Annotated in this window: 24 protein-coding genes; 13 read left to right on the top strand and 11 right to left on the bottom strand. The window is 73.3% G+C overall.

The genetic code is table 11. The features are described 5' to 3' along the window. Positions 1–6 precede the first annotated feature (6 nt). The 4 genes from AB0I16_RS31870 to AB0I16_RS31855 form a co-directional block, all read right to left on the bottom strand. Positions 7–1,077: a low specificity L-threonine aldolase gene (locus tag AB0I16_RS31870; RefSeq protein ID WP_363253133.1), complete on the bottom strand. Its 1,071-nt coding sequence runs from the start codon at positions 1,075–1,077 to the stop codon at positions 7–9. 32 nt (positions 1,078–1,109) lie between these two features. Continuing rightward, positions 1,110–1,850, bottom strand: a complete 741-nt coding sequence (locus AB0I16_RS31865) for an SDR family NAD(P)-dependent oxidoreductase (protein ID WP_363253132.1) — start codon at positions 1,848–1,850, stop codon at positions 1,110–1,112. A gap of 26 nt (positions 1,851–1,876) precedes the next feature. Further along, the gene (locus tag AB0I16_RS31860; RefSeq protein ID WP_363253131.1) at positions 1,877–3,280 is read right to left on the bottom strand and encodes a DUF6421 family protein; all 1,404 of its coding nucleotides are present in this window, start codon (positions 3,278–3,280) and stop codon (positions 1,877–1,879) included. A gap of 207 nt (positions 3,281–3,487) precedes the next feature. After that, positions 3,488–3,901, bottom strand: coding sequence for an ATP-binding protein (locus AB0I16_RS31855; RefSeq protein ID WP_363253130.1), 414 nt, complete (start codon positions 3,899–3,901; stop codon positions 3,488–3,490). Positions 3,902–4,168: 267 nt separating this feature from the next. On the opposite strand from AB0I16_RS31855, the gene AB0I16_RS31850 reads away from it, so the two are divergent. Beyond that, complete coding sequence (locus tag AB0I16_RS31850) at positions 4,169–5,050, top strand: RNA polymerase sigma factor SigF (RefSeq protein ID WP_363253129.1); 882 nt, start codon at positions 4,169–4,171, stop codon at positions 5,048–5,050. A gap of 21 nt (positions 5,051–5,071) precedes the next feature. Here the strand turns inward: AB0I16_RS31850 and AB0I16_RS31845 are convergent, their stop codons facing one another. Continuing rightward, positions 5,072–6,238, bottom strand: a complete 1,167-nt coding sequence (locus AB0I16_RS31845) for a PP2C family protein-serine/threonine phosphatase (protein WP_363253128.1) — start codon at positions 6,236–6,238, stop codon at positions 5,072–5,074. Positions 6,239–6,340: 102 nt separating this feature from the next. Between AB0I16_RS31845 and AB0I16_RS31840 the strand changes: the two genes are divergently transcribed. The 7 genes from AB0I16_RS31840 to AB0I16_RS31810 all read left to right on the top strand — a co-directional run bounded on the left by AB0I16_RS31840 (position 6,341) and on the right by AB0I16_RS31810 (position 12,275). Further along, complete coding sequence (locus AB0I16_RS31840) at positions 6,341–6,907, top strand: MarR family transcriptional regulator (protein ID WP_363253127.1); 567 nt, start codon at positions 6,341–6,343, stop codon at positions 6,905–6,907. A 117-nt stretch (positions 6,908–7,024) separates the two neighbouring features. Beyond that, positions 7,025–7,903, top strand: a complete 879-nt coding sequence (locus AB0I16_RS31835; RefSeq protein WP_363253126.1) for an STAS domain-containing protein — start codon at positions 7,025–7,027, stop codon at positions 7,901–7,903. Then, a complete protein-coding gene (locus AB0I16_RS31830) occupies positions 7,900–8,316 on the top strand; it encodes an STAS domain-containing protein (RefSeq protein WP_363253125.1) in 417 nt (138 codons plus the stop codon). The genes AB0I16_RS31835 and AB0I16_RS31830 overlap by 4 nt, the downstream gene beginning before the upstream one ends. Before the next feature lie 14 nt (positions 8,317–8,330). Beyond that, a complete protein-coding gene (locus tag AB0I16_RS31825; protein WP_363253147.1) occupies positions 8,331–8,768 on the top strand; it encodes an anti-sigma regulatory factor in 438 nt (145 codons plus the stop codon). Beyond that, on the top strand, positions 8,765–9,793 hold the full coding sequence (locus AB0I16_RS31820; RefSeq protein WP_363253124.1) for a SpoIIE family protein phosphatase: 1,029 nt from the start codon (positions 8,765–8,767) through the stop codon (positions 9,791–9,793). The genes AB0I16_RS31825 and AB0I16_RS31820 overlap by 4 nt, the downstream gene beginning before the upstream one ends. Then, on the top strand, positions 9,790–11,064 hold the full coding sequence (locus tag AB0I16_RS31815) for a PP2C family protein-serine/threonine phosphatase (RefSeq protein ID WP_363253123.1): 1,275 nt from the start codon (positions 9,790–9,792) through the stop codon (positions 11,062–11,064). The genes AB0I16_RS31820 and AB0I16_RS31815 overlap by 4 nt, the downstream gene beginning before the upstream one ends. Before the next feature lie 89 nt (positions 11,065–11,153). Then, a complete protein-coding gene (locus tag AB0I16_RS31810) occupies positions 11,154–12,275 on the top strand; it encodes a chemotaxis protein (RefSeq protein ID WP_363253122.1) in 1,122 nt (373 codons plus the stop codon). Between the two features lie 28 nt (positions 12,276–12,303). On the opposite strand, the gene AB0I16_RS31805 is transcribed toward AB0I16_RS31810, so the two are convergent. Beyond that, the gene (locus AB0I16_RS31805; RefSeq protein ID WP_363253121.1) at positions 12,304–12,855 is read right to left on the bottom strand and encodes an FABP family protein; all 552 of its coding nucleotides are present in this window, start codon (positions 12,853–12,855) and stop codon (positions 12,304–12,306) included. A gap of 147 nt (positions 12,856–13,002) precedes the next feature. Here AB0I16_RS31805 and AB0I16_RS31800 point away from each other — a divergent pair, with 147 nt between their 5' ends. Then, complete coding sequence (locus AB0I16_RS31800; RefSeq protein ID WP_363253120.1) at positions 13,003–13,503, top strand: hemerythrin domain-containing protein; 501 nt, start codon at positions 13,003–13,005, stop codon at positions 13,501–13,503. Positions 13,504–13,573: 70 nt separating this feature from the next. Here AB0I16_RS31800 and AB0I16_RS31795 read toward each other — a convergent pair whose 3' ends face one another. From AB0I16_RS31795 to AB0I16_RS31785, 3 genes are all read right to left on the bottom strand, one after another. Beyond that, positions 13,574–14,314: a helix-turn-helix domain-containing protein gene (locus AB0I16_RS31795; RefSeq protein WP_363253119.1), complete on the bottom strand. Its 741-nt coding sequence runs from the start codon at positions 14,312–14,314 to the stop codon at positions 13,574–13,576. Between the two features lie 74 nt (positions 14,315–14,388). Next, positions 14,389–15,201 carry a SigB/SigF/SigG family RNA polymerase sigma factor gene (locus tag AB0I16_RS31790; RefSeq protein WP_363253118.1) on the bottom strand — a complete coding sequence of 271 codons (813 nt, stop codon included), beginning with the start codon at positions 15,199–15,201 and terminating at the stop codon, positions 14,389–14,391. Positions 15,202–15,316: 115 nt separating this feature from the next. Next, on the bottom strand, positions 15,317–15,724 hold the full coding sequence (locus AB0I16_RS31785) for an STAS domain-containing protein (RefSeq protein WP_363253117.1): 408 nt from the start codon (positions 15,722–15,724) through the stop codon (positions 15,317–15,319). A gap of 256 nt (positions 15,725–15,980) precedes the next feature. Here AB0I16_RS31785 and AB0I16_RS31780 point away from each other — a divergent pair, with 256 nt between their 5' ends. The 3 genes from AB0I16_RS31780 (at position 15,981) to AB0I16_RS31770 (ending at position 22,961) form a co-directional block, all read left to right on the top strand. Then, positions 15,981–19,202 (top strand): NACHT domain-containing protein, encoded by a 3,222-nt coding sequence (locus tag AB0I16_RS31780; protein ID WP_363253116.1) that lies wholly within the window; start codon positions 15,981–15,983, stop codon positions 19,200–19,202. Positions 19,203–19,298: 96 nt separating this feature from the next. After that, positions 19,299–21,341: an ATP-binding protein gene (locus tag AB0I16_RS31775; RefSeq protein WP_363253115.1), complete on the top strand. Its 2,043-nt coding sequence runs from the start codon at positions 19,299–19,301 to the stop codon at positions 21,339–21,341. Positions 21,342–21,347: 6 nt separating this feature from the next. Then, the gene (locus AB0I16_RS31770; protein WP_363253114.1) at positions 21,348–22,961 is read left to right on the top strand and encodes an ABC transporter substrate-binding protein; all 1,614 of its coding nucleotides are present in this window, start codon (positions 21,348–21,350) and stop codon (positions 22,959–22,961) included. A 21-nt stretch (positions 22,962–22,982) separates the two neighbouring features. Here AB0I16_RS31770 and AB0I16_RS31765 read toward each other — a convergent pair whose 3' ends face one another. Beyond that, complete coding sequence (locus tag AB0I16_RS31765; RefSeq protein ID WP_363253113.1) at positions 22,983–23,876, bottom strand: bifunctional helix-turn-helix transcriptional regulator/GNAT family N-acetyltransferase; 894 nt, start codon at positions 23,874–23,876, stop codon at positions 22,983–22,985. Between the two features lie 45 nt (positions 23,877–23,921). Beyond that, a complete protein-coding gene (locus tag AB0I16_RS31760) occupies positions 23,922–25,646 on the bottom strand; it encodes a dihydroxyacetone kinase family protein (protein ID WP_363253112.1) in 1,725 nt (574 codons plus the stop codon). A gap of 262 nt (positions 25,647–25,908) precedes the next feature. On the opposite strand from AB0I16_RS31760, the gene AB0I16_RS31755 reads away from it, so the two are divergent. Further along, positions 25,909–26,703, top strand: a complete 795-nt coding sequence (locus AB0I16_RS31755; RefSeq protein ID WP_363253111.1) for an XRE family transcriptional regulator — start codon at positions 25,909–25,911, stop codon at positions 26,701–26,703. Positions 26,704–26,794 lie beyond the last annotated feature (91 nt).

Raw genomic sequence — 26,794 nt, 5'->3', positions numbered from 1 at the left:
CGGCGGTCAGCGCGCCATCTCCTCCTTGAGCGCCGCCAGGAACCCGTCGACGTCCTCCTCGCGGGTGTCGAACGCGCACATCCAGCGCACGTCCCCGGCCGCCTCGTCCCAGAAGTAGAAGCGGTAGCGCTTCTGCAGCCGCTCGCTCACGTCGTGCGGCAGCCGGGCGAAGACGGCGTTCGCCTGGACCGGGTAGAGGATCTCCACGCCCGGCACCGAGCGGACGCCCTCGGCGAGGCGCTGCGCCATCTCGTTGGCGTGCCGGGCGTTGCGCAGCCACAGGTCCTTGGCGAGCAGCGCCTCCAGCTGCACGGAGACGAAGCGCATCTTCGAGGCGAGCTGCATCGACATCTTGCGCAGGTGCTTCATGTGGCGCACCGCGTCCTGGTTGATGACGACGACGGCCTCGCCGAACAGGGCGCCGTTCTTCGTGCCGCCGAGCGAGAGGATGTCGACGCCGACCGCGTTCGTGAACGTCCGCATGGGCACGTCGAGGGCCGCCGCGGCGTTGGCTATCCGGGAGCCGTCGAGGTGCACCTTCATGCCGAGCTGGTGCGCGTGGTCGCAGATCGCGCGGATCTCGTCCGGGGTGTAGAGCGTGCCCAGCTCGGTGTTCTGCGCGATCGAGACGACCTGCGGCATGGCCCGGTGCTCGTCGTCCCAGCCGAACGCCTGCCTGTCGATCAGCTCGGGCGTGAGCTTGCCGTCGGGCGTCGGCACGGTGAGCAGCTTGAGCCCCGCCATGCGCTCGGGGGCGCCGCCCTCGTCCACGTTGATGTGCGCGGACTCGGCGCAGATCACCGCGCCCCAGCGGTCGGCGAGCGCCTGGAGCGCCACGACGTTGGCGCCCGTGCCGTTGAACACCGGGAACGCCTCGGCGGTGGGGCCGAAGTGGCCGCGGATCACCTGCTGGAGGTGGGCCGTGTAGTCGTCCTCGCCGTACGCGATCTGGTGGCCGCCGTTGGCCAGGGCCAGGGCGGCCATGACCTCGGGGTGCGCGCCCGCGTAGTTGTCGCTCGCGAAGCCCCGCACGCCGGTGTCGTGGTGACGCCGGGCGTCGGTCTTCGGAGGGTTCACGGCTTCCCTCGCGGCGGCTCCGTCGCGTCCGGTCACGGCTTCTCTGTCAGCCACAGGCGGTTTCCGTTCACTTCACCGGCGGGCCGCTCCCAGACGCCGGCGATGGCATCGGCCAGCTCCGTGACGTCGGTGAAGCCCGCGAACTTCGCGTTGGGCCGCTCCGCGCGCATCGCGTCGTGCACCAGCGCCTTGACCACCAGGATGGCAGCCGCCGCGCGCGGGCCCTGCTCGCCCCCCGCCTTGCGGAAGGCGTCGCCGAGGGCGAGCGTCCAGGCCTCGGCCGCCGCCTTGGAGGCCGCGTACGCCGCGTTGCCCGCGGTCGGCTTGGACGCGCCGGCCGCGCTGATGAGCAGGTAGCGCCCGCGGTCGCTGCGCCGCAGCCCGTCCTCGAAGGCGAGGGTGGTGTGCTGGACGGTGCGGATCAGGAGCTTCTCCAGGAAGTCCCAGTCGGCGAGGTCGGTCTCCGCGAAGCTCTTGCTGCCGCGCCAGCCGCCGACGAGGTGGACCAGGCCGTCGATCCGCCCGAACTCCTTCTCCGTGCGCGTGGCCCACTCCCGGGTCGCTGCCAGGTCGAGGAGGTCGACCGTGTCGCCTATGACGGTGGCGCCGCCGTGCGCGTACCGGGCGGCGTCCACGGCCTCGGCGAGGCGGACGGGATCGGCGTCGGAGGCCACGACCGTGGCCCCCGCCTCCGCGAGCCTCAGCAGGGTGGCCCGCCCCGCGGGTCCCCCGGCGCCGGCGACCGCTACCACGGCTCCATCGAGTGCGGACATGTCCCTCGCCTCCCTCTGGCGGCCGCTCACGCGGCGACCTTCTCGGCGTCCGAGGAAGCGGTGATCCCCTTGGTGGAGGCGATCACGTGCTTCAGCTTCTTGGAGAGCGCCTCATAGAACATGCTGAGCGGAAACTCGTCGGGAAGCACCTCGTCGACCAGTTTGCGCGGCGGCAGCGAGGTGTCCAGGGCGTCCGGGCCCTTGGCCCAGCGCGATCCGGGGTGCGGGGCGAGGTAGGTCGACACCAGGTCGTACGCGGCGAACCAGTGGACCAGCTTCGGGCGGTCGATGCCCGCGCGGTAGAGGTCCTCGATCTCCTTGCACAGCTGGTTGGTGACCCGCGGCGCGCGCTCCCAGTCGATCGTGAGCTTGTTGTCGGTCCAGCGCACCACGTCGTGCTTGTGGAGGTACGCGAAGAGGAGCTGGCCGCCGAGCCCGTCGTAGTTGCGGACGCGCTCGCCGGTGACCGGGAAGCGGAACATCCGGTCGAAGAGCACGGCGTACTGCACGTCGCGGCCCTGCCGGACGCCGTCGGCCTCCAGCTTCACGGCCTCCTTGAAGGCGGTGAGGTCGCAGCGCAGCTCCTCCAGGCCGTACATCCAGAACGGCTGGCGCTGCTTGATCATGAAGGGGTCGAACGGCAGGTCGCCGTGGCTGTGGGTGCGGTCGTGGACCATGTCCCACAGGACGAACGCCTGCTGGCAGCGGTCCTGGTCGCCGACCATCGCGCGGATGTCCTCGGGCAGCTCCAGGCCGAGCAGGTCCACGGCGGCCTCGGTGACGCGGCGGAAGCGGGCCGCCTCGCGGTCGCAGAAGATGCCGCCCCAGGAGAAGCGCTCGGGCGCCTCGCGGACCGCGATGGTCTCGGGGAAGAGGACGGCCGAGTTGGTGTCGTACCCGGCGGTGAAGTCCTCGAAGGTGATGCCGCAGAACAGCGGGTTGTCATAGCGGGTCCGCTCCAGCTCGGCCAGCCACTCCGGCCAGACCATGCGCAGCACGACCGCTTCGAGATTGCGGTCGGGGTTGCCGTTCTGCGTGTACATCGGGAAGACCACGAGGTGCTGCAGACCGTCCTCGCGGTGCGCCGCGGGCTGGAAGGCCAGCAGCGAGTCGAGGAAGTCCGGCACCTGGAAACCGCCGTCCGCCCAGCGGCGCAGATCGGCCACGAGGGCCTCGTGGTACGCGGCGTCGTGCGGCAGCAGCGGGGCGAGCCGCTCGACCGCGGAGACGACGCGGTCCACGGCCAGCTCGGCGGCGTCCTTCGCCGGGGCGCCCTCCGCGCCGAAGTCGATGGACCCGTCCTGCGACTGCCAGGGCCTGATCTCTTCCACGGCGTCCTTGAGCACCGGCCACGCCGGGTGGTCCACCACCCGCCCCTCAGCGGAAGGAACCGCACCCTCCGTACCCGCCTGCACAAGAATTTCCGTCATGACCCACCTTCCACGGGAGAACCTCGCGTATGGACACCGTATGTGTGCACGGTTCTCCGGGACAAGGGGGGACCGGGAAAGTATCCTGTGCGACCCCCTGGTCAGCCGCTGTTTTTCCTGTGGTGGCGGGCCGGGGCGAGTGCTTCTGCCGGGGCGGGTCGGTGGCGGTGCGTGGCGGGCCAGGGGTGGCCGGCGGGCGTCGGGCCGCTAGCGCGGCATATGGGCCCGCACCGTCTTCCCCTGGGGTCCCGCGCTGACCGTCACCGCCCTGGCCAGGCCGCGGACCATGGGCCAGCCGAAGCCGCCCGTGCCGCCCGCCAGGTCGGGGGTGCGCTCCCGCGGGGGGCGCGGGTCCGCGTCGGTGACCGCCACCGTCACCGTCTCCCGGCGGGCCGTGAGCCGCAGGGAGCACGAGGTGCCGCGGGCGTGCCGCACCGAGTTGGTGACCAGTTCGGACACCGTGAGCTCGACGCTCGCCGCGGCCTGCTCCTCCATGGCCGGACTGAGCCCGTCGAGGAAGTGCCGGGTGAAGTCCCGCGCCTCGGCCACCGCTTCCGGCCGGCTGTCGAAGACCATGCGGTCCAATGGCCTGAGGTTGTTCCGTGTATGGTCCGTCCGCATACGCCCCTCCTCGGTTCAGGGGTGGACTGGTGGACTGTACGAATTGCTCTTTTGCCCCCGATACCGGGTCTTTAACGCGCGCGGCAGGCTCCCGGGGCTCGCCGCGCGTGCCGCCCGGAGCACTGCGACGGACCTCGCCCCCTGTCACATGTGGCGCTCGTCACGTGAATCAGTGGGCCTGGCGGGGACATGAAGCGCGGAAGGCGGGGTAACCGGGCGCCACCAGCCCGTAGGAGAGGACGTCGGCTGGCGAACTGGGAGGTTGACATGACGATGGCCATCGGAACACAGACGGACCGGGGCGTCGAGGAGACGTCGCAGGTCACGGGCGTACCGGAGGTCGCGGAGCTGCCCGAGATCGCGGACCCGCAGGCGGTGTCGCCGAAGGACGCCCGCGCCCTGTCCCAGTTGTTCTTCGACCAGCTCGCCGTGCTGGAGGAGGGGACGCACGAGTACCAGTACGTGCGCAACACGCTCATCGAGCTGAACATGTCCCTGGTCCGTTACGCCGCCGGGCGGTTCCGCAACCGCAGCGACGAGATGGAGGACGTGGTCCAGGTCGGCATGATCGGCCTCATCAAGGCCATCGACCGTTTCGAGCTCTCCCGCGAGGTCCAGTTCGCGACGTTCGCGGTCCCCTACATCGTCGGTGAGATCAAGCGTTTCTTCCGCGACACGTCCTGGGCCGTGCATGTGCCCCGCCGCCTCCAGGAGGCCCGGGTCGAACTCGCCAAGGCCACCGAGGAGCTGAGCAGCCGCCTCGGCCGCTCCCCCACGGTCGACGAGCTCGCCGCCCTGATGAACCTGACCCCCGAGGAGGTCATCGAGGCGCGCCTGGCCTCCAACGGCTACAACTCCGCCTCCCTCGACGCGGCCCTGAGCGGCGACTCCACCGACGAGACGCCGCTGGCCGACTTCATAGGCGAGATCGACCCCTCTCTGGAGCTGGTGGAGGACTTCCACGCGCTCGCGCCGCTCATCGCGGAGCTGCCCGAGCGCGACCGGGAGATCCTGCACCTGCGCTTCGTGGAGGAGCTGACGCAGTCCCAGATCGGTGAGCGCCTCGGCGTCTCCCAGATGCAGGTGTCCCGGCTGCTCTCCAGGACCCTGGGGAACCTGCGCAAGGGCATGCTCCCCGCCGCCGGCTGAGAGCGGTCCGTCAGGGGCCGGTCACGGCCTTCCGTGCCAGTCCAGGCAGACGATCATGGCGTCGTCATCGGCGTCGATGGAGCCGCGGTGCCCCGCGAGTTCGTGCAGCACGGCTCGCGGCACCTGCGAGGGCGGCAGCAGCCGCGTACTGGTGATCGCCCGGGTGAGCGCCCGTTCGCTGTAGCGCTCACCCGCGGGCGATGCCACGTTGTAGACGCCGTCGCTGATGAAGAGCAGCCGGTCCCCCGGCTCCACGCGGAAGTTCTGCACGGTGTAGAGCGTGTCCTCGAACATGCCGAGCGGGAGCTGCGCGTCGAGCTCCACGGCCTCGGGTCTCCCGCGCCGCACCCGCCACATCCTCGGCGAACCGGCGTCGATGACCTCCGCGTCCCCGGTCGCCAGGTCGAAGCGGAGCAGCAGCATGGAGAGGTGGGCGGCGCCCCGGTAGTGGCCGTAGACGGCCTGGTCGGCGAGGCACGCCTGGTCCGTGAGCGAGAGGCCGGCACGGCGCGCGTTGCGCAGGGCGTTGATCGCGAGGTTGGTCAGGAGCGCCGCCTCGATGCCCTCCCCCATGCCGTTGGTCACGGTGAGGGTGAGGTGGCTCGCCGACGTCGTCCAGTCGAAGTTGTCGCCGTAGATCGCGTACGCGGGTTCGAGCTGGGCCCCGAGGTCGTACTCGGGGCGGGAGCAGGAGCGGCCCGGCAGCAGTTGCCACTGCATCTCGGCGGCCAGGGTCAGCCGGTCGGCGCGGCGGGCCTGGAGGTAGAGGTCGGTGTCGCGCTCGGCGACGACTATCTCGTGCGCGAGGACCTCCGCGATCTCCTGGAGTTCGGCGGCGGTGTCCTCGTCGTACGCCTCGGCGGGGAGGCGGACGGTCAGGACGCCGATCCGGTCGCCGCGGACGCTGACCGGCAGGTGCACGACGACGGGGCCCGCTCCCCGGCCCCGCTCCACGTGGGGCTGCTGGGCGCCGAAGGCGCGGCCGGGGGCGCTGGCGTGGACGGACACCGGGTCGGTGGTACAGGGCAGCGCGTGGACCGGCTGCAGTATGGTCATCGCGTAGTCGGCCATCAGCAGATCGACCGAGACGGCGGCGTAGTGGGCGACCAGCGCCCCCTGCACCGCCTCGACGAGAGCGTGCGGTGCGGCCTTGCGCAGGGCGCGTTCGACGACCCTGAATCTGTCCACCTGTCGTTTACCGCCTATCTGGAATGACCTGACGAGAAGGAGCGAGCGGCCCTGATGTCCCAGCGACTGACAAGGCCATTGCGAAGTGTCACAGTTGAGGGCATGAATCCCGATCTCTCCGGCCAAGACGGCCGGGACGCCGCCGCCCCCGCGGTCAGGGATGTCATCGAACTGCTTGAGGTGCTGTGGAACAGAGGCCGCGACATCACGTCGCCCGCCCCCGTCTCCTCCTCACAACTGCGGGTGCTGTACGTCCTGGACGGCGCCCGGGGGATCAACCTCCGCACCCTGGGCGAGGTGCTCGGGTCGGCCCCTTCGTCGGTCAGCCGCATGTGTGACCGTCTTCACGCTTTGGGGTTCATCGAGCGCTCCCTGAGTTCCGCCAGCCGCCGCGAACTCGAGCTGCGCCTGTCGAGCCAGGGAGAAAGCTACCTCAAAGATTTGCGGACACGTCGTGAAAGTGCCCTGTTGGATGTCATCTCCGGTATGACGGGGACAGATCGGGCAGCTCTCGTGCGCGGCCTGAGCGGGTTCCGCGCCGCCGTCGAGTCCTCCGACGCGTCCTCCGCCGAGCTTTCCGCCGGGTCTCCCGTCGGGCCCGCCATCGGCTCGGCCGATGAGACGGTGCGCGAGAGCGGGCGTCGGGACGACACGGCCGAGAGCGCCTGACCTCCGACTTCACCCGCCTTGCCGCCCGTTGGGCGAGGTCACCCACCAGCGGGGTTTTGCCGCGGGTCACCCTCGTCTAACGTTTGCCGCACGGCAACAGTTGCTAAGGTGGATCTAATGAACTCCAGTGAACCAGAGGCCCGGCTCAGCGTGACGACCGCTCTCCGCGAGCAGACAGAGAAGGTCGCCGACCGCTGGGTGCAACTCCAGCTGGAGCGCGCCGTCCTCGGCAGCGGCATCAGCGAGGCGGAGCTGCGCGAGGAGGCCGACGCCTTTGTGAGTGCCTTGCGCGCGGCACTTGAAACCGACCGGCCGGTGGAGAGTCTCGCCTCCTCCTGTCCGGAGCTGCGCCAGGCGGTCACCGAGCTGTCCCTGCGCAGGGCGCGCGGCGGCGCCTCCCCCACGGCCACCTCGCTCGCCGTCCTCGCCCTGAAGGAGGCACTGCTCGACGCGGTGCGGGAACAGGCGAGCGACACCCGCGCGCTCTACCACTCGGCCGTCTGCGTCAACAGGCTGCTGGACACCGCGGGCGCCCTGTCCTTCGCCACCTACGTGGAGGGGCGCGAGGAGATCATCCGCCGCCAGAGCAGGCAGCTCCTCGAAGTCTCCACGCCGGTGGTCCGGCTCTGGGACAAGGTCCTCGCCGTCCCGCTGATCGGCACGCTCGACACCACCCGCACGCAGGTGGTCATGGAGAACCTGCTCCAGTCCATCGAACGCCACGAGGCGGAGGTGGCGATCATCGACATCACGGGTGTGCCCACGGTGGACACGGCCGTGGCGCACCACCTGATGCAGACGGTCAACGCCGTACGGCTCATGGGCGCCGACTGCGTCATCAGCGGCATCCGGCCGCCGATCGCGCAGATCATCGCCCAGCTCGGCATCGACCTCTCGGCCATCCTGACCCGCGCCACCCTGGCCGACGCCCTCGCCGCCGCGATCCGGCTCACCGACCGGGCGGCGCGTCCGTCCGACCCCATGAGCGTCCGGTGAGCGGCGGCACGCGCGGCGGTGTGCCGATCCTGCGCCTGGGCGACGTACTCGTCACCGGCCTGCTCAACGAACTCGACGACAAGGGCGCCCTCGCGTTCACCGAGGAGCTCACCGAGCGCATCGTCGCCGACGGTGCCCGCGGCATCGTCATCGACATCTCGCGCCTGGAGATCATCGACTCGTTCGTCGCGCGCACCCTGATGGAGCTGACCACGACCTCGCGGCTCCTGGGCTCCCGGGTCATCGTGGCGGGCATGCGGCCCGCCGTGGCCATCACCCTCGTGGAGCTGGGCCTTCGGCTCTCCGGCGTGGAGACCACGCTCAACGCCGAGCAGGGGCTACGTGCCCTGGGCTGGGAGCAGAGGCTCGGCCCGTCCGCGCTCCCCCCGTCCGCCGAGAGGGGCGCGAGTTGAGCCTCTACGGCGACATCGACGAAGTCCCGTCCCGCGCGACGGGCGAGGGCACCCGGCTCATCCACGAGATCCGCGCCGAGGAGGATCTGCTCTCCGCGCGCCACGCGGTCCGCGAGGCCACCCTGCGCGCCGGGTTCGGCCTGGTGGACCAGACCCGCATCGTCACCGCGGCCAGCGAACTGGCCCGCAACGCCTATGTGCACGGCGGTGGCGGCACCCTCGTCATCGAACCGGCCCAGCGGGACGGCCGCCACGGGCTGCGGCTGCGGGTCAGCGACGACGGCCCCGGCATCGCCGACCTCGACGCGGCGTTCACCGACGGCTACACCACCGGCGCCGGCCTCGGGCACGGGCTCGGCGGTGCGCGCCGCCTCATGGACGAGTTCGAGGTGAGCAGCGCCCCCGGCCGGGGGACGACGGTCACCGCCATCCGCTGGAGCGGGCCGCGGTGAGCGCCTGGGCGGCCCCCGAGACGCTGCACGTGCCCATCGACCACCACAGCGCCGTCCAGACCGCGGCCGACCGCGCCCGTGAACTGGCGCAGGTCTGCCGGATGCCCGGCGCGCTGCCGGACCGGGCCGCCGTGCTCGCCAGTGAACTCGCCAGCAACATCAGCAAGCACGCCCGTAACGGCGCGCTCTTCCTCCAGCAGTCGCCAATGGGCAGGCACGCCTCCCCGGACACCGCGCTCGACATCGTGGCGGTGGACAACGGCCCGGGCATCCCGGACATCGGCCTCTCCCTCACCGACGGCTTCAGCACCACCAGGACCATGGGCGCGGGACTCGGCGCGGTGCGGCGCATCGCCTCCGACCTCACCCTGCGCTCCGCCGCCGGACGCGGCACGTTCGCGCACGCCAGGCTCGCGGCCCCCGGCGGCGCGAAGCCGCTCGCGGACATCGGCGGGCTCTGCCTGCCGGCCGAAGGCGAGCAGACGTGCGGCGACGCGTACGCGGTCGTCGAGGGCGAAGGGAGCATGACCGGCCTCGTGCTCGACGGGCTCGGCCACGGCCCGGACGCCGCGGCGGCCAGCCGGCGGGCGGTGCGCACCTTCCTGGCCCGCGCCGGCGCCCCGCTCCCCGAGGTGCTCGACGCCCTGCACAGCGCGCTGCGGCACACCCGCGGCGCCGCGGCCGCCGCGGTCCGGGTCGGCGCGGGCCGCGCCGAGTACTGCGGGGTCGGCAACATCCGCGTGGCGGCCCTGTCCCCGCACGGCATCACCCAGCAGCTCACCGGGCAGGCCGGCATCGTCGGCTACCACCTGCCCGCGCCCAGGAGCCGCTACCTCGACGTGTCCGACTGCACCACCCTGGTCCTCCACACCGACGGCATCGACCACCGGTGGACACGCGACCCGGACCCGGCCGAGCTGAGCCTGCCGCCGACCCTGCTGGCGGCCTCCCTGGCCCACACCCACCGCCGGCGCCGCGACGACGCCACCGTCCTCGCCATCGGCAGCCCTCAGGGGATCGGATGACCAGCACCACCTTCCGCACGCCCGCCGCACTGCGGCGCACCGTCCGCGGCATCGCGCTGACCTACCGGCTGTCCGCCGAGGACAGGGCCCGCGTCGTGCTGTCCCTGAGCGAGACGGCCGCCACCGCGCTGAACGCCGGACGCCCCGTCACCCTGACGGCCACCGACGAGGCGGGCGAGGACGGCGCCGCCCGGCTGACCCTCGCCCTCTGCCTGCCCCACCAGGACCGCCCCGTGACGACGGACGGCCTGCCGCTGCCCGGCGAGGCCGGCGCCGACGGCACGGTGGTGTGGCGGGTGCCGCTGCCTCCGCCCCGCACCCCGCGCGCCACCGTGTTCCCGCAGGCCACGAGGGCGGCGCCGGCCGCGCCCCGCACCGGTGAGGCCGACATCGCCCTCCTTGAGGAGGAGTTGCGGGCCGCGCTCGCCAGGGCCGACCACCTCGCCGACGAGCACCGCAAGCTCAAGCACGAGCTGGCCGAGACCAACAGCGGGGTCCTCGCGCTGTACGTGCAGCTGGAGGAGCGGGACGAGGAGCTGCGCACGGCGCACGGCCGCACCCTGCGCGCCCTGGAGGACGCGCTGCGCCCGCTCCCGCTGCACGTGGACGGCCTCGACCTGGCCGTGCACTACGCCCCGGCCAGTGACGAGACGCCCACGGGCGGGGACCTGTACGACTGGTTCGTCCTGCCGGACGGCACCGTCCACATCACCATCGTCGACGCGCTCGGCCACGGCATCACCAGTACGCGGACCGCCCTGACCGTCACGCACGCCGTCCGTACGCTGGCGCTGGAGGGCCACCCCCTGGAGACCATCGTGGCCCGCACGGACGAGATCCTCGCCCCCTTCGACCAGAGCGTGATGGCCACGCTGCAACTGGTGCACCTGGACCCCGCGACCGGCCGCCTCTCCCTGGCCAACGGCAGCCACCCGCCCGCCCTGCACCTGCGGGCCGACGGGACGGCCGCGTACCTGGAGGTACGGGGGCGGGGCATCGGCTTCCCGCTGCCCGGCAGCGAGCGCGTCCTCACCACCACGCTCGGCCACGATGACCTGCTGCTCCTCTACACCGACGGTCTCACCGAGAGCCGCAGGGACCCCCGGGAGGGTGAGCAGCGCCTGGTGTCGGTCGCGTGCGCCCACCGGTCGCGGCCCACGGTGGAGCTGCCGGGCGCGATCGCCCGGGACATGCTCGCGGGGGCGCTCCACAAGGACGACACGCTCGCCCTGGCCATACGTTTCCGGGCCCCTGTCCAGGCCCCCGAGTAGGCCGCCCCGGGCCGCCCGCGGCCGGGGAGCGAGGGTTCCTTGTCCGGCATATGGTGCTTTCATCGCCGCCCCCGTCATGGAAGGCCGCCATGCACCCCTCGCTCACCCCGGACACGCTCGCCGGTCTGCGCAGGCCGCGCGCCTACCCCGCGGTCACGGTGCTGCTGCCCACCCACCGTGCGGGGCCGGAGGCCGGGCAGGACGCCGTGCGGCTGCGCGATCTGGTGGCCGAGGCCGGGAAGCGGCTCAGGGAGGACCCCGCCGTCACCGCGGAGCGCGGGGCCGAGGTCGCGGCGGCCCTGGACCGCGCGGTGGCGGAGGTCGATCCGGCGCGCGCCGGGGACGGCCTCGCGCTCTTCGCCGCCCCGGGCGAGCACCAGGTGTGGTCGCTGGCCCGTACGGTGCCGGCGCGCGTGGTGCTCTCGGACACCTTCGTGACCCGCAACCTCGTGGCGGCCCACGCCGCCGAGCGCCCCTACTGGCTGCTGGCGGTCGCCGCCGATCGCGTCACGCTGTGGGACGGCGGGACGGCGGACGCCACGGAGCACACGGCGGACGGCTTCCCCCTGACCCGCGGGCCCGAGGGACGCGAAGGCGCCGAAGGCCCAGCAGCACCCGGCATCGAGCGCAAGGAGCGGATCGGCGATGTGCCGAGCACGTTCCGCTCCGAGCGCACCCGCGGCTTCCTGCGCGAGGCGGTACGCGCGGTGAACGGCGTCCTCGCCGTCCACCCCCGGCCCGTGTACGTCGCCGGGGAGGCCGCCGCCCTCTCCCTCCTCGATGAACTCGGCATGTTCACGGCCGGGGCCACGCCGGTCCCGCACGGCGGGCTCGCCCGGGGCACGGCGGCGCGGGTGCGGCAGGCGATGGCCCCCCTGCTCGCCGCGCGCGAGGAGGCGGAGCTCGGCACCACGCTCCGCGACCTGGACGATGCCCGCGGCCACCAGCGGTTCGCCGCGGGGCTCGACGAGGTCTGGCACCACGCCATGGAGGGGCGGGTACGGCTGCTGGCCGTGGAGGACACCTTCCGGGCGACCGTGCGGGAGGCGGGCGGACATCTCGTACCGGCGGCGGCGGACGATCTCGACGCGCACGAGGACATCGTCGACGAAGTGGTGGAGCACGCCCTGGAGACGGGCGCGCAGGTCCGCTTCGTCCCGGCGGACGCCCTCACCGGCCACGGCCGGATCGCCGCCGCGCTGCGGTACTGAACGGCCGGGGCCCGCGCCGGAGAACCGGTCAGAGAGCGGTCTCCCCGCGGACCAGCCGCGCCGCCAGATGGTGGCGCAGCGGCACTCCGACGGCCGCGAGGTCGTGAGCGAAGGTGAGCGTGGCGGGCCCGGCCAGGGTGTAGCGGCGGCGCGTGGCGTCCACCTGCTTGGCCGTGGGGGTGAGGGCCACCTCGTGGGTGGCGAGGTCGACCGTGCCGTCGGCCGCGTGGCCGACGGCGATCTCCGCGATCCCGGTGGGCTGGGTGATCAGCGCCTCCACCCGGCCGTCCGGCTGCAGCCGCCACCAGCCGCTCTCCCTGGCCGACGGCCGCAGCGGGTGCCCTTCGGCGTCGGTCAGCCAGGCCCGGGACTCATAGCGCAGGAAGGGCCGCCCGTCGTGGCTGAAGGTGACCTCCTGCTCGTAGGTGAACTCCTCGTCGAGCGTCGGGTACTCGCCGCGGCCCGTGCCGCGCCAGGTGCCGAGGAGGCCCCGTACGGGTGCGAGCAGGGCGTGCGGGGCAGGCGTCCCGTCCGCGTGGTGGCCGTCGGGGTAGGGGTGCCCGGATGCGGGGTCGAACACGGTGCGCTCCTGAATTCGGGGTAGTCGGGGGCAGGACAGGAAGCCTAGGGCCGCGTCCGGGGTACCCATCGTCCGGAGCACCCCCTCCACCGCACCAGGCACCTCACCGCCCCGCCGCATCACGGCGCAGACCGAAGGAGCACAGCCATGGCGAACAAGGCCGAGTCGGGCGACGTCGTCGAACTCATCCTGCGTGACCACCGGCGGATGGAGGACCTCTTCCGCCTCATGCGCAGCGTGGAGGCGGACCGGGCCGCGGCGCTGCGCGAGTTCGCCGACCTGCTCATCGCGCACGCGCTCGCCGAGGAGGCCGAGGTCTACCCCGCGCTCAAGCGGTACCGGGACATCGAGAACGACGAGGTCGAGCACGGTGTGGAGGAGCACGAGGAGGGCAACGAGGCGCTGCTCGCCCTCCTTGAGGTCGACGAGGTGGGTTCCGACGAGTGGGACGAGAAGCTGGAGAAGCTCGTCGAGGCGGTGACCCACCACGCCGACGAGGAGGAGCGGACGATCCTCAACGGCGCGCGGGAGAACGTCGCGATGGAGCGCCGCGAGGAGCTGGGCGCCGCCTTCATCAGGGAGCGCGCCAAGCAGCTCGAACAGAACTGCGGACGCGTCGAGAACGTCCGCAGTGTCGTGAAGTCCTGAGCCCGCCCGGTGACCGTGGGGCCCCGGGCCGGTGGGTGCCCCGGGCCGGTGGCGTTCGGGCCCGTGGCGCTCAGGCCAGTGAGCGCAGCACGTCCTCCGTGCGCGCCTTCAGCCACGCCGTCATGCTGCCCAGCTCGCCGGAGCGTTCCATGCGGACCGAGAAGGCCACCGCCGCGTGGAGCGCGCCGAAGGAGACGGGCACCGCGGCGGACGCGTAGCCGACGGCCAGTTCCTGGAGCTCCACGACCGGAGAGAACGGCGGGATCTGAGCCAGCTTGCGCAGGGCCGCCTCGGTGTCGGGCACCGTATGGGGGGTGAGCGGCTCCACCGGGTGGCGCGCCAGGTGCGCCCGCTGCTGCTCCTCCCCCAGCCGGGCCAGGAGGCTCTGCCCCGCGGCGTGCGCGTAGGCGGTGGCGGAGAGCCGTTCCGGGTCGGCGGGCAAGCCGCAGAGCGGGTGCCAGGAGACGGCGGTGATCTCGACGTCACCGGCCCGGTACACGGCGAGGTAGGTGACGGTGTGCAGGTCCCTTCCGATGCTGTCCAGCCAGGTCTGCGTGAACTCCCTGCGCGGGGCGGACGTGACCACCGGAGGAGGCAGGAGGTAGTGCCCGTACTCGTTGAACACGGCTCCTTCGTGTTGCAGCGTGCGCAGCAGGTGGTACGCGGTGGCCAGCGGCAGCCGGGTGTCGCGGGCCAGTTGTTTGGCGGTGGCCCGGCCCCCGTGGTGCTCCAGAGCCGAGAGCAGCCGCAGGGCGCGCTGGACCGAGCCGATGAGCGTGGGTCCGTTGGACTTCCGCGTCGAGTCCTGCAAGATCTCTCCTCACGGTTGTCCCGGGCGGCGCCCGGTGAGGATCTTGGAAGTGCTTCGCCGGAGGACCGGAAGGCCTAGCGGAGCGTGGTGAGCTTCGCCCGTAGCCTCGCGAGCGTACGGGTCAGGATGCGCGAGACGTGCATCTGGGAGATGCCCAGTTCCTCGCCGATGGCGCTCTGGGTCATCTCCGCCGAGTACCGCATCGCGAGGATGTGCCGGTCGCGGGCGGGGAGTTCGGCGATGAGCGGCTTGAGCGCGTGCAGGTCCTCGACCCTCTCCAGGCCGGTGTCCGGGCGGCCGAGGTGGTCGGAGAAGGCGCTCTCGAAGTCGGCCGGCTGGTCCAGGGAGGTGCTCGCGTAGCCGTTGGCGGCGAGCAGCCCCTCGGCCACCGTGTGCCCGTCGAGGCCCAGGTGCCGGGCGATCTCGGCGGCTGTCGGCGCCCTGCCGTGCTCCTGTTCCAGCTGAGCGGTGGCCCTCGCCAGGTCGGAGCGCAGCTCCTGGAGGCGGCGCGGGACGTGGACGGCCCAGGTCGTGTCGCGGAAGTACCTCTTGATCTCACCCATCACCGTCGGCATGGCGAAGGTGGGGAACTCGATGCCGCGCTCCGGGTCGAACCGGTTGATCGCCTTGATCAGTCCGATCGTGCCGACCTGCACGACGTCCTCGTACGACTCCCCGCGCACGCCCACGCGGCGCACGGCGTAGCGCACCAGGGCGAGGTTCAGCTCCACCAGCGAGTTGCGCACGTAGGAGTACTCGGGTGAGCCCTCCCGCAAGGCGCCGAGCCGCGCGAAGAGGGCCCTGGACAGCTCTTTGGCGTCGGCGGTGTCCACCGACGCCAACGCGGGGAGTCCCGGCGGCCGCGCCGCGCCGGTCGTTGTCGTCATCCTCGCTCCTGAGGCGCTCAAGGACACTTCCCTGGCGGGGAAGCACGTCGTGGACTGCCAGGTACCCCCGATCCTCCGTCACATTCACGCGATTTCACGCTCGGTGACACGACGGTCACGCTTCGCGTGCCGGAGTGGCCGGCGGCCAGACCGGGCGGTGCGACTCCGGCAGTTCGCCCAGGGCGAGGCCGACGGTCCTGTGACTGGGGATCAGCTCGGTGCTGCCGGTCTGGGAGAGGAGTTCCGTCAGCCGCCGCCCCGCGCCCGCGAGCAGCAGCTTGCCGCCGCGGCGCTGCAGCAGCCACCGCATGGCGAGCAGGCAGTTGAGGCCCCGCGAGTCGCAGAACGACAGGGCGGTGGTGTCCAGGATCAGATGCCGGTGGCCCGCGTCGACGCAGGCGCCGAGCGTGCCCATGAACAGTTCCTCACCGCCCCGGTCGAGTTCGCCGGTGACCCGCAGGACTGCGCAGTCGTCACAGCTCGCGAGGTGCGTGATGCTCAGGCGGTGCGCCTGCGTGGACATCGGCGTCTCCCTGCTCCCCGCGGGCGCCGCACCGCTCGCGGAGTCCGGTGACGGGCACTCCTATGACTCCTACGGGGGATTGTGCCCCGCATCTCGCCGGACAGCGGAGCGATTGCGCTTTCTCGCGCCCGCCCTTCCCACCGCACTGAGCGATCACATCGTTCGAATGATCCGGCGGCTCCCGCGGCTACGCTTGTGCCGTCGACGGCCCCCGGACGGTGCGGAGTTCGTGGCCGAGGCGGCGAAAGGGGAGCGCGTGGACGGCGGCACGGTAGGGCTGCGCATCGCCTCGGCGGTGATCGCCCCCCTGCTCAAACGGTTGCTGCTGCCGCCCGCGAAGGCGCCGGGCGCAGAGTTCGGTGAACGGCCCATCCCGGTCCGGCGCCTCATGGCCTTCTCCCGCGAGCACCGCACCCTCACCGAGGACGACCTGCACCGCATCGCGCGCGAACTGGTGCGCAGGGCGGTGCGGTCCGCCGGTCCGCACGACCCGCCGGTCGGCGCCGACGAGAAGGACGCCGTCGGCCTCGCCCTGACCCGTACGCTGCACGCCCTCGGCGACCTCGACATGAGTGACGTACAGGCGTTCGCGCTGGGACCGGAGAGGCTGGCCGAGGAGCTGTCGCGGCGGGCGGGGCCGGAGACCCGCAGGCTCCTCAGCGACGACGCCGCCCTCTTCCACGACCGGCTCCTGGAGACGGCCTGCGCGCACGTGGTGCGGTTCTTCAGCGAACAGCCCGGCTTCGCGGCGCGCACCCAGGTCGAGCAGAGCAGGGAGATCCGCGAGCAGAGCGAACGGCTCCAGCGGCTCCAGGAACGCCTGCCCGAGATCTCGCTGCAGGACAGCCGCTTCGAGGAGGAGTACGCGCGCTACGTGGTCCAGAGCCACGGCAGGCTGACCATCCACGGCGTCGACCTGCGTGAACCCGAGGGCCAGGAGTGGCCCCTCGAAAGCGCCTACCTCAGCCTGGAGGCCGTCCCGTACCGCGGCCCCGGCGAGGGAACCGCGACGGCCGACGGCGAACCGGGCGCCGACCGCGAGTCCCCCGAACGCACGGCCGCTCCGGTGGAGGCCGCCCTCGCCACGCACGACCGGGTCCTGCTGCGCGGCGTGGCGGGCACCGGCAAGACGACGCTCGTCCAGTGGCTCGCCCTCACCACCGCCCGGCAGGACCGGGTGCCCGGCGGCCTGTCCCAGCTCGTGGGGCGCGTGCCGTTCGTGATGCCGCTGCGCGCCCTGACCCGCAAGGGGGCCGGGCTGCCGCTGCCGCAGGACTTCCTGCGCTGGATCGACTGCCCCCTGGTCGGCACCGAGCCGGACGGCTGGGCCGCGCGCGTCCTGCGGCACGGCCGCGCGGTGATGCTCATCGACGGGGCGGACGAGATCCCCAAGGGCGAGCGCAACCGGGTCAAGGCCTGGCTGAAGAAGCTCCTCGCGGTCTTCCCCGGCAACCTGTGGCTGCTGACCTCGCGCCCCTCCGCCCTCGAACAGGGCTGGCTGGAGCGCGAGGGCTTCCGGGAGTTCACGCTGAGCGAGATGCGCCCCGCCGACATGCGGCGCTTCATCGACCGCTGGCACGCGGCGGCCGGGGCGCCCGCCCTGCTCGGCGAATCGCTGACGCTCGCCCTGCGCAGCAGGCCCGAGCTGAGCCGCCTGGCGACCAACCCGCTGATGTGCGGCCTGATCTGCGCCCTGCACAGGGAGCGCCGCGGCTTCCTGCCCCGGGGCCGCGCCTCGCTCTACGAGGCCGCCCTCGCCATGCTCCTGGAGCGGCGGGATGTCGAGCGCGAGGTCTACGGCACCAGCGGCGACACCCCGCAGCTCGACCAGAAGTCCGCCACGGAACCGCTGCGGCGGCTGGCCTACTGGCTGATCCGCAACGAGCGGACCCAGCTCGACCGGGCGGACGCCGTCGACGTCGTACGCCGCCTCATGCCCTCGGTCGAACGCCTGACGGAGCTGGGCGAGGCCGAGGACGTCCTCCAGCTGCTCCTCGAACGCTCGGGGCTCCTCCGCGAACCGGGCCCGGGGGCCGTCGACTTCATCCACCGCACCTTCCAGGACTTCCTCGGCGCGCAGGCCGTGCTCGAAGAGCGCGACATGGGGATGCTGGTGAACAACGCGCACCTGGAGCAGTGGGAGGACGTCGTGCAGATGGTCGTCGCCCAGGCCCGCCACCACGAGCGCGGCGAACTGCTCACCCGGCTCCGCGAGCGGGGCGAGCGGGAGAGGGACCCGGCCGTCCAGGCGCGGCTGCGGCTGCTCGCCCTCGCCTCGCTGGAGCAGGCCACCAGCGTCGCGCCCACCGTGCGCGAGGCCATCGAGAGCCAGGCCGCGCGGCTGGTGCCGCCCCGCAGCCTGCGCGAGGCCAGGGCCCTGGCGAGGACGGGGCCGCTGCTCTTCGGTCTGCTGCCGGACGCGGACGCGGTCTCGGGCGACGAGGAGCTCGCCACCGTGCACGCGATCTGCCAGATCGGCGGGGACGCCGCCATCCCCCGCCTGCGGCAGTTCCTGCGCACGGACCAGCCCGCCGTACGCGCGCAACTCCTCCACCACTGGGACAGGTTCGACACCGCGACGTACGCGGAGGAGGTCGTCGGCCCGCTCCTGGAGATCGCGCCGGACGACCGGGTCACCGTACGCTCCCGCGACCAGCTGGAGGCGCTGCGCTCCATGCGGAGCTGTCGCCGCGTCAGCCTCCAGGGTGACTTCTCCGCGGCCGACATCCGGTCCGCGCTCGACCCGGGGCGGCTGCGGGAGCTGCTGCTGCGCGACGCCCTCTCCCTGGACTCCCTCGACGTCCTCGACGGCTTCGCCGAGCTGGAGTCGCTGGGGCTGCGCGGGTGCCGCAACGTCCAGGATCCCCTGCCGCTCACCCGGCTCCCCCGGCTGCGCCGCCTGGAACTGCGGGACCTGCCGCGCTTCGAGCCGCTGCACGCGCTGGCCGGGTGCCCACGGCTCGACACGCTGGTCGTCGGCGCCGACGTGCCGTGGCGCGGCCTCGCCGACCTGCCCTGCCCGGACCGGCTGCGGGTGCTCTCGCTGCCGCCGACCGCGACGCGCCTCGCGGACATCGTGGCCTGCCGCGACCTGCGGGAGCTGCGCCTCCAGGAGGCGAGCGAGCGTCTCGCGCCGGACTCCTGGGGCGCCCTGCTCGGCGAGCTCGCCGAGCTGCGCACGCTCGCGCTGACCGCGGCCCAGCTCAGCGCCCTGCTGTTCGCGCCGCGCACGCGGCTGCCGCGGGTGACCCGCCTGAACGTGCACGCCGGGCCGGGAACGGCCGTGCCGCTGCGCAGGATCGCCCTGCGTCTGCCCGGCCTCGAAGAGGTCCACATCGCGGAGGCCGCCGACGTCGACCTCGCCTCGCTCGCCCCGCTCCCCCAGCTGCGGAAGGTCCGCCTGACGTACCCGAACGAGGTGCGGGGCGCCGAGGCGCTGCCCGGCCACGTCGAACTCTCCCGCTATCCACAGGCCTGATCAACCGACTGGAAACGGTATGTCGCTCACGGTAAGTTCGGTGCTCCCGGGCGAGGTTGACAACAGGAGCGGCACCACGAGGCGGGAACCAGTCGGATGAGCAGAGCGGAAGTGACCCCGCTGTACGGCAGGGACCCGCTCCTGCGCGCGCTCGTCCCCCGGCTCACCGGCCTGAAGTACGACGAGCGTGCCCGCACCACCAGGGAGTTCCAGCACGACCTGCCCGTCGTCCTCGTAACGGGCCGGCACGGCATGGGGCGCACCGCGGTGCTGCGGGAGCTGGCGGCGCACTACCGCAACCGGCTGCCGCTCGCCCACGTCCGTGTGGAGCCGCCGGGGCTTCCCGCGTTCCCGCCGGCCGCGCCGGCCGCGGACGCCGCCGTCGCCGCCGATCTGGTCGGCGTCCTGACCGAGCTGGCACGGCAGCTCGCGCCCTCCTACCGCCGCCCCTTCCCCGTACTCCTGCCCGGTCTGTTCGCCGTGTCGAGCTGGGAGCCGGGTGACGACTCCACGCGGGACGCCGTGTGCCTGCGCCTCGCCCGGCTGCTCATCGCCTGCCGGCTGGCCGAGGGGCCCGAGCAGGAGCTGCGCCAGACGTGGGCCGGCGCGGCCGAGGCACGGATCGGCCACCCGGCCGCGGGGGCGGCGGCCGTCTCGCGCGCCCTGCACGGTGCCTACGCCGACCAGCACCGGGCAGGTCCGGAGCGCGACTGGTACCGCGGGCGCTTCCCCCGCTTCGACGACGACACCGACCCGCTCGAACTGCTCGGCGGCTGGTACCACCAGGGCGGGGACTACCGCCGCGCGGTCGAGCAGACGTTGATGGCGGCGCTGCGGCACGACGTCGCGGGCTCGTACGGCCGGCTCCAGCGCTGGAACCGCGAGCCCTGGCCGCTGGTGCTCCTGGACGACGCGCACCTGCCCGCGGGGCGGCGCTTCCTCGACCTGCTCCTCGAACACCGCGCGCACCCCGAGGCCCCGGAGCGCGAGGAACTGGTCGTGGTGGCCACCCGGCTCGGCGAGGCGCCCCGGAGCGACCCCGGCCCCGTCCGGCGCGAACTGGCGGACCTGGCCGCCTCCTCCGGCTGGAAGCGCAGGGGCACCGCGCCCTCCGCGGGGCTGCTCACCGTCCCCCTGACGCCCCTGTCCCGCGACGACGTGCTGCCGCTGCTCGCCGCCGGATCGGCGGGTGTCCCGCTCCACCCCTATCTCGCCTCGGCCCTGCACACCCTGACGGGCGGCCACCCCGCCGCCACGACCACGCTGTGCTCGGCGGTCCGCGCCGCGACCCAGTCGGGGCGCGCCGTCGCCCCGCGCGACCTCCTGGAACTGCTCACCGACGACGGCCGCCCGGTCGGCGAGGCGCTGCTCGAACGGCTGCTGCCCGACCGCAGGCAGCGCGACCGGCTCACCCTGCTCTCCCTCGCCAGGGACAGCACGGCCGCCGAGGCGCTGGCGAGCCGGCTGCGTCTGGAGGGGCCCGAGCAACTGCCCGCGAACGCCGTCACCGACTACCTGGAACAGCAGCACTGGCAGCGCCTGACCCCTCCGGAGAGCCCGCTGGTGACCGATCCGCTGCTGCGGACCCTCCTCGTCCACGAGGCCCGCAGGCTCTCGCCGGGGCCGGACGACAGCCGCGGCTGGCAGGAGATCCACCGCTTCCTGCAGAACCACCACGCCCAGCGCGGCGAGGGCGGGGAGGCCGACGCCCTGCGGCACATGCTCGCCGCCGGAGGCGTGGAGACGGTGGTGGCCTCGCTCGCGGAGGAGTTCCAGTCCGAGCAGGACGAGCGGGGCGCGGGGCACTGGCTGCTGTGCCTGAAGTACGCCGCCACGGCGCCGACGCCGCCCGCCCGCGACTGGGAGGACGACCGCCTGCGGACGGCGCTCGGCGCGCACGACGGCCGCTTCGCCCACCTCGACGACGTGGAGCGCTGCGTCAACCGCCTGCTGCACGCCCTGTGGTATCTCTCGGAACCGCACACCGAACCGGACCCCGACACGTGCGCGGCCATCGAGCACGAGTTGGCCTACCTCTCGCTGCGCCACCCTTCCTGGCGCGTCGCGCTCGGCCAGGCGGCCCGCAGATGGCCCGCCGCGGCGCGCGACAAGCGCCCCCTTCCGATACCAGGACAGTGAGGCAGCATGCTGTTCCGTCGCCATCCCCGCGAGTGGGGACCGATCGAGTGGGCCGCCGTTCTCGGCCTTGCCGTGGTGGCCGGAGTGGTGACCGTCCTTCTCGCCCTCGGGGCGCGGGGGCCCGGCAGGTGCGGTGACGACCTGGCCGAGGTCGGCGGGGACTGCGTCGGGGTCACCGAGCGCGCCTTCGACGTCGATCCGCGGCTGCGGAGCCTGGTCGAGGCGATCGAGGACGAGAACACCCGGGTGCGCGGGGACGCCGAGTCCCCCGCCGACAACGGCGCCAGGATTCCGTACGTACGCATCGCGCTGATGATGCCCTTCTCCGCGGACGGGTCCAGCGCGATGACGACCGACATGATCCGCCGGGCGCTCGCCGGGGCGCTCGCGGCGCAGCAGGAGGCCAACAGCGCCAGCGGGCCGCACTACCAGCTGCTGCTCGCCCCCGACGGGCGCAACCTCGACCAGTGGGAGCCGGTCGTGGAGCGGCTCGGGGAACTGGCCGCGGACAAGAAGGCCCCGCTGGTCGGGGTCACCGGCATTCCCAGCAGCACGCCCGAGACGCGGGAGGCGATAGAAGCGCTCAGCAGGGCCGGCATCCCGACCGTCGGGCCGGTCATCACGGCGGCGGACATGAACGCCGAGCAGTTCTTCAAGACCTCACCGAACAACGAGCAGTTCGCCGGTGCCCTGAAGCAGTACCTGCGCGAGAAGCCGCAGGCCAGGAAGGGGTTCCTGGTCTGGGACAACCGCAGTGAGGACGTCTACTCGCGCAATCTGCGCAAGGTCTTCGAGAAGCACTTCGACGAGGAGTACGACTTCAAGGGCCGCAACTCCAACTTCACCGGCTCCTCCGGCACGGACAAGGGCATCCCCCGGCGGTTCACCGACGCCGCGCAGAAGATCTGCGCGGCCCGGTCGGACACCGTCTTCTTCGCCGGGCGCGACCAGGATCTCCCGGCCTTCGTCAAACGCCTCGCCCAGGAGGGCGACTGCGGGCGGAGCGGGCGGCTGCGGCTGCTCAAGGTGGGCATCGGGCTCGAACCGACCCTCACCACGCCCGAGACCGACCGCTGGCTCAAGGAGGCGCGGGCGACGATCGTCGCCGCGTCGTCGGTCGACCCCGCCTGGTGGAGGAACGAGCACGACCCGCCGCGCGCGCTCGGCCGCTTCATGGACCGCTACGAGGCCCTGAAGGCGGAGCACGGCTTCGGCAAGGAGTTCCTGGACGACGGCTACGCGGTGATGTACCACGACGCGTTCACGCTCCTCGCCGACGCCGTCGACCGTACGTACAGCGAGCTGAACGAGGACCACGGGGCCCCCGGGGGCAAGGACGGCAAGGGCGGCAAGGGCGGCGAGGGCGGCGGAGCCCCGCTGGAGCTGACGAAGAACGACGTCTACAACACCCTCATCATGCCCAGCATCACGGCGACCGGCTGCAGCAACTGCCTGCGCGGGGCGGCGGGTGCGTACGGCTTCGAGGGGCCGGACGTGAACGACCAGTGGGCGGTGTGCAAGCCGGTGCCCGTCGTCGAGCACCCGGCCGCCGGGACCGACCGCCGCTCGCCGGTGTACCGGACCTTCCGCGGCGCGGGCAGGGACGGCTGCCCGGACTGAGGGTCCGGGCCTGCGGCGCGCTCAGCTCCGCGGTGCGATGCGCTTCTCGAACCAGTGGTGGGCGTAGGGCTCGTCGTTGAAGGCGGGGACCTCGCGGTAGCCGTGGGAGCGGTACAGGGCGATCGCCGCGGTGAGCGCCTTGTTGGTGTCCAGGCGCAGGACGTCGCGGCCGTGCAGGGCCGTCCGCTCCTCCAGTTCGGCCAGGAAGCGGTGGGCGAGGCCGAGGCCGCGGGCCCGGGGCGCGATCCACATGCGCTTGATCTCGGCGGGGGCGTCGGCCGGCAGCTTCAGGCCCGCGCAGCCGACGGGTTCGCCCCGCTCCCTGGCCACCAGGAACAGGCCGTGCGGCGGCCGGAGTCCTCCCGCGTCCGGCAGCAGGCTGCGCGCGGGGTCGAAGCCGGTGTCGAAGGTGCCGTGCAGTTCGGCGGCGTAGGCGCGCAGGCAGCTCCGGGCGTCGGGGTGGCCGGGGTCGACGGCGTCCAGGGTGACGGTCGCGGCGGTCAGCAGCCGGTCGACCTCGGCCATGGCGGCGACGAGCCGGGCGCGCCGGGCTTCGTCGAGCGGGGCGAGCAGCGACGCGGCGAGTTCGTCGCTGCGGGCGTCGAGCAGCGCACGCTCGGCGCGGCCCGCCCCGGTGAGCCTGACGGTGCGCACCCGGCGGTCCTCCGGCAGCGGTTCCACCGTCACCAGGCCGTCGGCCTCCAGGGCGCGGAGCAGGCGGCTGACGTAGCCGGAGTCGAGGCCGAGGCGCTCGCGCAGCGCGCGGACGTCCTGGCCGGCCTCGCCGATCTGCCAGAGCAGCCTGGCCTCGCCGACGGGCCTCTCGCCGCCGAGGTAGCGGTCGTGGAGCACGCCCACGCGTTCGGTGACGGTGCGGTTGAACCGTCGTACCCGCTCGATCTGCGCCTCGTCCATTCTCTGACTGTAGTCAGAGAATGGACGGGGCGGACAGCCTTCCGCTCAGGGCAGGGTGATGTGGCCCGGCGCGGGCAGCCGGGGGGCCGTGGCGGGCTCGTGGATGTCGGCCAGGGCCATGAACAGCAGGGCGACGGCGAGCGCGCCGGGGTCGGGGACGCCGAGGGCGTGGTCCCCCACGTAGCTGGCCCGGCCGCGCCGGGGCCGCAGGGACGCGGTGGCCAGGGCGCCGCGGATGGCCGCCTGGGCCGCCTCCGTGAGCGGGGCCTCGGCGTCGGCGTCCCCGGCGGACGCGGTCAGCGACTCGGCGGCGGGCGCGAGGGCGTCGACCAGCGTGCAGTCGCCGGGGTTCGCGCCGCCGACCCGGTGGATGGCGGCGAAGCCCGCCTCCGCGGCCCCGGCGAGCGCACCGACGCCCGGCGCCCCGCCGTCCGCGGGTACGGCGGAGGCCAGGTGCTGGAAGAGCAGCCCGAAGAGGGGGCCGCTGGTGCCGCCGACATCGTCGAGGAAGGCTTCGGCGAGGGCCGTCGTGCCGTCGAGGCCGCGCTCGTCGGCGAGCTTCACCGCGCGCCGCACCCCGCCGGTGAGGTTGTCGCCGAAGTCCCCGTCGCCGACGAGCTGGTCGAGCTTGGTGAGGTTGTCGCGCACCTGGGTGACGGTGGCCGCGTAGCGGTCGAGGAGGGCGCGGTCGCCCGCGGTGCCCTCGGCGGGGGCGGTCCGCTCGGTCTCGGCGGGGGTGCCCGCGGTGGCCTCGTCGGCGGTCTCGCCGCCGTTCAGCGGGCGGGGCAGGACGAGGGGGGTGCGGGTGGGCGCCGTCCAGAGGTCGGCCCAGCCGTCCTCCAGGCGCGTCAGGGTGAGGGAGAAGCCCGCCATGTCGAGGGCCGCGGTGAAGGTGCCGGGGACGACGAAGACCGGGGTGAGTCCGCGGCCGGTCAGCTCGTCGCGCAGCAGGGCGCCGATGGCGTTGAGTTCGAGTTCCGTGGTGGCGCCGAGGCCGTTGGCCAGGGCGAGCACCTCGCCGGGGCCCTCGGGCAGGGCGTCGAGGAGGTCGTCGGTCATCCGCCGCACGAGGTCGCCGACGGCGGGGCGGGCGATGGTGCGGATGCCCCGCTCGCCGTGGATGCCGACGCCGTAGTCCAGGGTGTCCTCGTCCAGCGTGAACGCCGGGCTCACCGTCGTGGGCGAGGTCTGGGCGCGGGCGGCCACCGCGATGCTGCGGGACCGGGCCACGACGCGCCGTCCCAGCTCGGCCAGCTCCTCCAGGGACGCGCCCCGGTCGGCCGCCGCGCCGAGCAGCTTCTCGACGACCACCGTGGCGGCGGTCCCCCTGCGGCCGGTCGCGCTGTCGGCGCTGTCGGTGGCCAGGTCGTCCTCGACCAGGACGGTGGCCACGGGGACGCCGTCGTGCCGCAGGCGCTCGGCGGCGATCTGGAAGTTGATGACGTCGCCGGTGTAGTTCTTGACGATGTGCAGGACACCGCCGCTCCCGGCCGCGGCGGCGCTGGCCTCGTAGATCTGCCGGTTGTGCGGCGAGGCGAAGATCTCGCCGGGGCAGACGGCGTCCAGGCCGCCGCGCCCGAGCAGCCCGGTGTGCAGGGGCTCGTGCCCCGAGCCGCCGCCCGAGACGAGCGCGACCGTGCGGTCGGGGTGCGGGTCGCGGGCGCGCAGGTACAGCGGCGCGCCGTGCACCTCGATCATGCCGGGGTGGGCGAGCGCCAGGCCGCGGGCTGCGGTCAGCACGGGGGCGTTCTCCGGGAGGAAGTAGCTCATGCGCGTTCTCCGTGGTGTGCGGGGCTGCGGGTGTCGCGGGGTGCGGGTGTCGCCGGGGCGCGGGCCGGGGGGCGTGCCGACCGTGGCTCACCCTGGCTCCCGAGCGGCCCCGAAGAACGGCACGCGAGCGTACCGGCACTCCGCGGTTCCGGTCCGCACGGACGTGTGCGACGCTGTCAACCTGCACCCGCCCGGGCGCCGGAACGCGCAGGGCACGCGGCAGCCACCGGCAGGCCATCCCATCTTTGCGAGGTCTTTACCCGTGCCCGACCCGCGACGCGAGGACCTCGGCCGGATGCTGCGCGCCTGGCGGATGGCGCGCGACCCCCGCGACCTGCCCGGACCCGTGCCGTCCCGGGGTCACCGCAGCTACCTCACCCAGCTCGACATGGCGCTGCTGCTCGGCGTCTCCGAGCGCTGGTACCGCGCACTGGAGCGCGGCGAGGACCGCGCGTACGCGCCCGAGCTGATCGCCGGTGTCGTCCGCGTCCTGGCCCTCGGCCCGGCCGAGGCCGACGCCCTGTACCGCGGCGCCGGGCTCCGGCCGCCCGCGCGTCCCGCCGGTTCGGCGCCGCCCGACGAGGCCATGCTCGACCTGCTGCACCAGCAGCGGCGGGTGAGCTGGATCTGCGACCGGGCGTGGGACGTGGTCGCCGCCAACACCGTGGCCGCGCGCCACTGCCCCTGGCTGATGCACCCCGGCGCCAACGTCATGACCTGGGCGTTCTCGCCCGAGGCCCGCTATCAGCTCCGGGAGTGGGAGACGAGGTGGGCGGGTCCGCTGCTCGGCCGGCTGCGCCTCGCCTGGCAGCGCCGGCCGGAGGACGAACGCCTGACCGACGTGGTGGAGGCCGTGCGCGCGGAGCCCGGCGTCGCCGCGCTGTGGGACACCGCCACCGACCTCACGCCGCTCGGCGCCGAGCCACGGCCGGTGTACTTCCCGCTGGTCGCCCCCGACCCGGTGGACGTCCGCGTCATGGCCTACGGGCGCTGCGACGACACGGCGCACCGCTGGATCGTCCTGACGCCCGCCGACCCGGCGGTCACCTTCCCCTAGGTGTATTGATCACGAGCGTTGTTGACACGGGGGTCTTGATCAAAGGCGAAGACCTCCGGTGTGGTGGAGCTGTCTAGGACTGCACCACACG

It is taken from the genome of Streptomyces sp. NPDC050703, from assembly GCF_040654435.1.
Taxonomy (GTDB): domain Bacteria; phylum Actinomycetota; class Actinomycetes; order Streptomycetales; family Streptomycetaceae; genus Streptomyces.
The sequence above is the reverse complement of the archived record's forward strand: the minus strand, read 5'-3'. Positions and strand labels throughout refer to the sequence as shown.

Coding starts and splice junctions, on each gene's coding strand:
- AB0I16_RS31785 (WP_363253117.1), bottom strand. CDS start 15,724: ATGTCCACGCAGGCGCACCGCCTGAGCATCACGCACCTCGCGAGCTGT.
- AB0I16_RS31860 (WP_363253131.1), bottom strand. CDS start 3,280: ATGACGGAAATTCTTGTGCAGGCGGGTACGGAGGGTGCGGTTCCTTCC.
- AB0I16_RS31770 (WP_363253114.1), top strand. CDS start 21,348: ATGCTGTTCCGTCGCCATCCCCGCGAGTGGGGACCGATCGAGTGGGCC.
- AB0I16_RS31790 (WP_363253118.1), bottom strand. CDS start 15,201: ATGACGACAACGACCGGCGCGGCGCGGCCGCCGGGACTCCCCGCGTTG.
- AB0I16_RS31810 (WP_363253122.1), top strand. CDS start 11,154: ATGCACCCCTCGCTCACCCCGGACACGCTCGCCGGTCTGCGCAGGCCG.
- AB0I16_RS31760 (WP_363253112.1), bottom strand. CDS start 25,646: ATGAGCTACTTCCTCCCGGAGAACGCCCCCGTGCTGACCGCAGCCCGC.
- AB0I16_RS31855 (WP_363253130.1), bottom strand. CDS start 3,901: ATGCGGACGGACCATACACGGAACAACCTCAGGCCATTGGACCGCATG.
- AB0I16_RS31850 (WP_363253129.1), top strand. CDS start 4,169: ATGACGATGGCCATCGGAACACAGACGGACCGGGGCGTCGAGGAGACG.
- AB0I16_RS31775 (WP_363253115.1), top strand. CDS start 19,299: ATGAGCAGAGCGGAAGTGACCCCGCTGTACGGCAGGGACCCGCTCCTG.
- AB0I16_RS31815 (WP_363253123.1), top strand. CDS start 9,790: ATGACCAGCACCACCTTCCGCACGCCCGCCGCACTGCGGCGCACCGTC.
- AB0I16_RS31835 (WP_363253126.1), top strand. CDS start 7,025: ATGAACTCCAGTGAACCAGAGGCCCGGCTCAGCGTGACGACCGCTCTC.
- AB0I16_RS31800 (WP_363253120.1), top strand. CDS start 13,003: ATGGCGAACAAGGCCGAGTCGGGCGACGTCGTCGAACTCATCCTGCGT.
- AB0I16_RS31765 (WP_363253113.1), bottom strand. CDS start 23,876: ATGGACGAGGCGCAGATCGAGCGGGTACGACGGTTCAACCGCACCGTC.
- AB0I16_RS31865 (WP_363253132.1), bottom strand. CDS start 1,850: ATGTCCGCACTCGATGGAGCCGTGGTAGCGGTCGCCGGCGCCGGGGGA.
- AB0I16_RS31840 (WP_363253127.1), top strand. CDS start 6,341: ATGAATCCCGATCTCTCCGGCCAAGACGGCCGGGACGCCGCCGCCCCC.